Raw genomic sequence first — 5,162 nt, 5'->3', positions numbered from 1 at the left:
CGCCATGGAAACGGTGGCGGTCACCGGCTACCGCGCCTCGGATTCGACCACCCTGCCCTATGTCGTCCTGACCCGGCGCGCCGATCATCTGTATACGTCGATCACCGTCGAAGACGACACCCGCGATGCCAAGGTCCGCGCCCAGGAACTGCGCGCCACGCTGAAGGCGGTGGTGGCCGCCGCCAAGCAAGACCCTCGCATCACCCTCAGCGTCGAGAAGAATGAGGTCCTGAAGGACTTCACCGAAGACCTGATCGACCAGTACATCACCAGCGGCAGCCGCCCCGATACCAGTCAGGCCCGCATCCTGGTGAAGACGGCGATCGCGGCCGACGACACCTTCGACTCGACGACCGGGCGCATCGAGGATTTCATCAAGCGCATCCCCAAGATCGGCCGCAGCGAGGTCACCAGCGACACCGACTATGAGATCGCGGTGATCGGGCCGCAGCAATACCACGCCGCCGTGATCGCCAAGATCGCCGGCAACGCCAAAGAGGCCGCAGCGATGTTCGGCAGCGACTACGGCGTCACCATCGAAGGCCTGTACCGGCCGCTGCAGTGGTATCGCGCCGGCCAACTCGATCTGGCGCTGTACATTCCCTACACCATGATCGTGCAGCCGAAGTGAGGGGGATGTCATGAAAAAACTCGCACTCGCCGTCGTCCTGATCGCCGCCGCATCGACGCTGCCGCCGGCCTTGGCGCAAAACGTCGAGACCATCGTCGTCACCGGGACACGCGAAACCTATTTTCGCCGCGACCAGGATACGGTTCCCTATGTCGTGCTGATCCGGCGCGCCGATCATCTGATCAACCGGATTTATGTCACCGACGACACCCGCGATCCGGTGCTGCGCGCCGTGGAAATGCGCGACACCCTGAAAGCCCTGGTGCGCGAGGCCAAACGCAATGCCCGCATCTCGCTCAGCATCGGCGACAAGCAGCTCAAGGACTTCTCCGAAAGCATGATCGAAGGCTTCGTCGGCGGCGGCGGATACGGCAACAACGCCCAGGTGCGCCTCGTCGTAAAAACGGCGATCTCCTCCGGCGATAGCTTCGACGGCGCCGCCGAGCGGATCAGAGCGTTCGTCCGCAGCGTGCCGAAATTCGGCCGCAGCGAAACAAAAACCGATCTCGCCTGGGACCTGACGATCGTCAATCCCGAGCAGTATCACGGCGCGGTGGTTGCCAAGATCGCCGCCGAAGCGCGCGAATCCGCCGCCAAATTCGGCCCCGACTACGGCGCCATCGTCGACGGCCTGCACGAGCCCCTGCTGTGGTATCGCGCCGGCGACCTCAATCTGGCGCTGTTCCTGCGCTACTCGATGGTGATCGCGCAGAAAGGCACCGGAAAAATCGTGATCCAGCACGGCAACAGCGACTGACGCTACCGCTTCGGCTTCGGCTTCGGATGCGCCTTCGGATGCGCCTTCATCCAGGCTTCGAGAACGGGAACACAGGAATTCTGCGAACCACCTTCCCGCGCCAAGTCGAGCGCGTTCTTGCCCTCGTTATCGACAAGCCAAGGGTTGGCGCCACCTTCGAACAACGCGCGGGTCAGATTGGGATCGTCACTCGCCATCAGCGCCGTTCGGCCCATGAAGTTGCGGGCATTCGGATCGGCCCCGGCCTTGAGAAGAGATTTGGCAACGTCGACATCGAACATATTGTCGATCAGCGCCGTATCCTGATTGCGGTCACGCGCGTTCGGGTCGGCGCCTTTCGCCAGCAACAGTCGCACCGTCCCCGCACAATCGTGCGGTTTGTCGGCAACGCCGCCCCTGGCATGGAACAGGGCCGTCTTGCCCTGGCCATCCGCGGCATTGATCTCGGCGTTGTCGATCACCTCCGAGACGGCCTCCGGAACACACGATTCGGCCGCCGCCATCAGCAGCGTTTCGCCGTTCGCCAGGCGAACAGTTTGGTGCCGCATGGGATGGGCTTGTTCGATCCGGATCAGCATTTCGAACGCCCCTCGCCGCGCGGCCTCGATCAGCGCCTCGGCGGCATCGCGGTCATCGATACGCGCCTCTGCCAGTGCGTCCACCATGGCGACATCGCCGTGCTCCACCGCGCTCTGCAGCGCCGACACCTCCAAAATGCCATAGCCGGATTGGCTGCATTTGGAGTGGACCGGCGCACCTTGTACCAGCAGCGCCCGAACCACATCGAGCGAGGCATAGCGGGCAGCGCCAGCGACCAGAGCGGTGTTGTTGCACGAGTTTGCCTTGAAGTCCCAGCCTTCGGCGATCAGCGACGGCACCGTCTGCAGGTCGCCACGCACCCACCGTTTGGTCTCAAGTGCGCGGTCGATTTCGTCTTCCAACGCGCTCACGGCATGCGGCATGCCGACTTGTTCGCCAACGTAATCATCCACTTCGGCGGCATAGCCATCGAATGAAATGGCGATTTTGTAGGTCGGATTGTCCGTGATGCTGGCGTGGTAGCGCGGCAGCAGCGAGAAGAAGTGCGCCTTGCGGAATTCATCGACGAGATGCTGCACGACGGCCACCGGCACCTTGGCGTGGTGTTTGCCCAGCACCACTACGAAGCCGAGGCCTTCATAGTCGACTGTGCCGTCGCCGTGCAGCACGACGTGATAGATCGGGCATTCGCCGAAGCATGGGCCGCGATCGAAGGTGATCTTGACGTGCGCAATATCTCGCAGCGGAGGAAATGGCACCGGGTAATCGCGCCGAAGTTCGGGCGGCTGGATGCGCACGAACACATACGGAACCCGCGCAGCGACGGGCACGCCGTTGCGCAGGAACGGCTTCACTTTCCAGGTCAGCGCCAGGGCGATGGTGTCGGCGTAATAGGCGGTCGTGCCCGCTATGGGCGTCGCCGACGTCACTTGGCCGTCCGGTGCAACGATCAGCTTGAGGACAACATAATTCTGCGTGCGTCCGTCCGGTTTGACGTCTGCGCGCACAAGCACCGTGTTGACGTCGCTGAAGTGATTGAAACCGCCCTCGTCGAGATCGGCGGCGTCGTAGACGGCGACCTGCGTCACCGGGATGGGTGCCATCGCCTTGCGCCAAAGCGCGGGTCCATACACCCCGCCGCCGAGGCCGACAGCGAAGGCCAGAATGACCGCGGCGATCCAGACAATCTTTGAGCGCGCCATGATGCCCCCCGCACCTGCACCTAGGCGAGTCTAGCGCGATTTATGAACCGCGAATATGGGCCCCTCCGTCGCTTTCAACGACGTGCGGGGCCGCTGCTCCGCGGGGGAGGAAAGACGCCCCTAACGAAAAAGGGCCGGTGTTTCCACCGGCCCTTGTTTCTTATTCGGCCGCTTGCGGCGTTTCCGGCGCTGGCGGAGCATCCGAAGCGGGTTCCGGCGGCGTTTCCGGAGCCGGCGGTTGCGGCGCTTCGAGCTGAGCGGGCGCACCCTTCGACTGCTCGTCCTGAATGACCTTGTCGCGGTCCATCGCGATCTGACGCAGGCGCGCGATGGCGCCGCCCGTACCAGCCGGGATCAGACGACCGACGATCACGTTCTCCTTGAGGCCTTCCAGGGTATCCACCTTGCCCTGCACCGCAGCTTCGGTGAGGACGCGCGTGGTTTCCTGGAACGACGCCGCCGAGAACACCGAGCGCGTCTGCAACGACGCCTTGGTGATGCCCAAGAGTACCGGACGGCCCACGGCGGGACGGCCCGAATTCTCTTCGGCCTTCTTGTTGGCCTCGTCGAGTTCGATCAGATCGACCTGCTCGCCGGCAAGCAACGTGGTGTCGCCGCCGTCGATGATCTCGAGCTTCTGCATCATCTGACGGCAGATCACTTCGATGTGCTTGTCGTTGATCTTCACGCCCTGCAGCCGGTAGACGTCCTGGATTTCCTTCACCAAGTAGGTGGTGAGTTCCTCGACGCCCTTGATGCGCAGGATATCGTGCGGCGACGGATTGCCTTCAACGATATAATCGCCCTTCTCGATGTAATCGCCCTCGCGCACGCTGATGTGGCGGCCCTTGGGGATCAGGAATTCGACCGGATCGATCTTCTCGTTCTTCGGCTTGACGATGACGCGGCGCTTGTTCTTGTAGTCCTTGCCTAATTCGACAAAACCGTCGACTTCCGCCAGCACGGCCTGGTCCTTCGGCTTGCGGGCTTCGAACAATTCCGCGACGCGCGGCAGACCGCCGGTGATGTCACGGGTCTTGGCACCTTCAGTCGGCAAACGGGCCAGAACGTCGCCGGCGCGAACGGTCGAGCCGTCTTCCACCGACAGAATGGCATCCACCGACAGCGGATAGCGGGCTTCGCCGCCGCTCGCCACCTGAATGACCTTGCCATTGGCATCGACCACGGCGATCGACGGGCGGATTTCCTGCGCCTTCGAACCCGATCCGCGGGCATCGATGACGACGCGATTGGTCACGCCGGTCTTTTCGTCCGACACTTCCCTGTAGGTGACGCCCGACACGAGGTCGTCGAAGCGGACGATACCGTCGGTATCGGTCATCACCGGCAGGGCGTTCGGGTTCCACTCGGCGAGACGATCGCCGCGCTTGACCACCGAGCCGTCGTCGACCTTAAGGCGCGCGCCGTAGATGACGCGGTAGGTCGCCCGCTCCGCACCCTTCGGATCCAGGATTTGGATCTGCATGTTGCGGCCCATCGCGATCAACTCGCCTTCCGAGTTCTTCACGACGTTGCGGTTCACGATCTTGATGACGCCGTCATACGACGCTTCCGACTTCGACGAACCGGCGACCTGCGCCGCGCCGCCGATGTGGAAGGTACGCATGGTGAGCTGAGTACCCGGCTCGCCGATCGACTGCGCGGCGATAACGCCCACCGCCTCGCCGATATTGACCGGAGTACCGCGCGCCAGATCGCGGCCATAGCACTTGCCGCACACGCCTTCCTTGAGTTCGCACGACAGCACCGAGCGCACGCGCACGCGCTGGATATGCGCCTCTTCGATCTTCTCGGCGATGTCCTCGGTCACTTCCATGCCGTTGGCGACGATCAGCTCGCCCGTATCCGGGTGCTTGACGTCTTCCGCCGTGGTGCGGCCGAGGATGCGCTCGGAAAGCGACGCCACGACGTGACCGCCATCGATTTCGGCCTGCACCGAGACACCGTGGCTGGTACCGCAATCCACGGAGGTGATGATGCAATCGTTCGCCACGTCGACCAGACGGCGGGT

At 63.3% G+C, this 5,162-nt stretch carries 3 protein-coding genes and 1 pseudogene; 2 read left to right on the top strand and 2 right to left on the bottom strand.

Going from position 1 to position 5,162, the window contains the following annotated elements:
- A partial coding sequence (locus AC1P6P_RS05205; RefSeq protein ID WP_481401374.1) for a hypothetical protein occupies positions 1 to 631 on the top strand: 631 nt, incomplete at its 5' end.
- A 10-nt stretch (positions 632 to 641) separates the two neighbouring features.
- Complete coding sequence (locus AC1P6P_RS05200) at positions 642 to 1,388, top strand: hypothetical protein (protein ID WP_481401373.1); 747 nt, start codon at positions 642 to 644, stop codon at positions 1,386 to 1,388.
- Positions 1,389 to 1,390: 2 nt separating this feature from the next.
- Here AC1P6P_RS05200 and AC1P6P_RS05195 read toward each other — a convergent pair whose 3' ends face one another.
- Both AC1P6P_RS05195 and AC1P6P_RS05190 read right to left on the bottom strand, forming a co-directional pair.
- Positions 1,391 to 3,130, bottom strand: a complete 1,740-nt coding sequence (locus tag AC1P6P_RS05195) for a DUF6438 domain-containing protein (RefSeq protein WP_481401372.1) — start codon at positions 3,128 to 3,130, stop codon at positions 1,391 to 1,393.
- A 160-nt stretch (positions 3,131 to 3,290) separates the two neighbouring features.
- Positions 3,291 to 5,162, bottom strand: a pseudogene (locus tag AC1P6P_RS05190) (DNA-directed RNA polymerase subunit beta'); the annotation flags it as partial.

The organism is Rhizomicrobium sp. (genome assembly GCF_056722145.1).
The sequence above is the reverse complement of the archived record's forward strand: the minus strand, read 5'-3'. Positions and strand labels throughout refer to the sequence as shown.

Coding starts and splice junctions, on each gene's coding strand:
- AC1P6P_RS05200 (WP_481401373.1), top strand. CDS start 642: ATGAAAAAACTCGCACTCGCCGTCGTCCTGATCGCCGCCGCATCGACG.
- AC1P6P_RS05195 (WP_481401372.1), bottom strand. CDS start 3,130: ATGGCGCGCTCAAAGATTGTCTGGATCGCCGCGGTCATTCTGGCCTTC.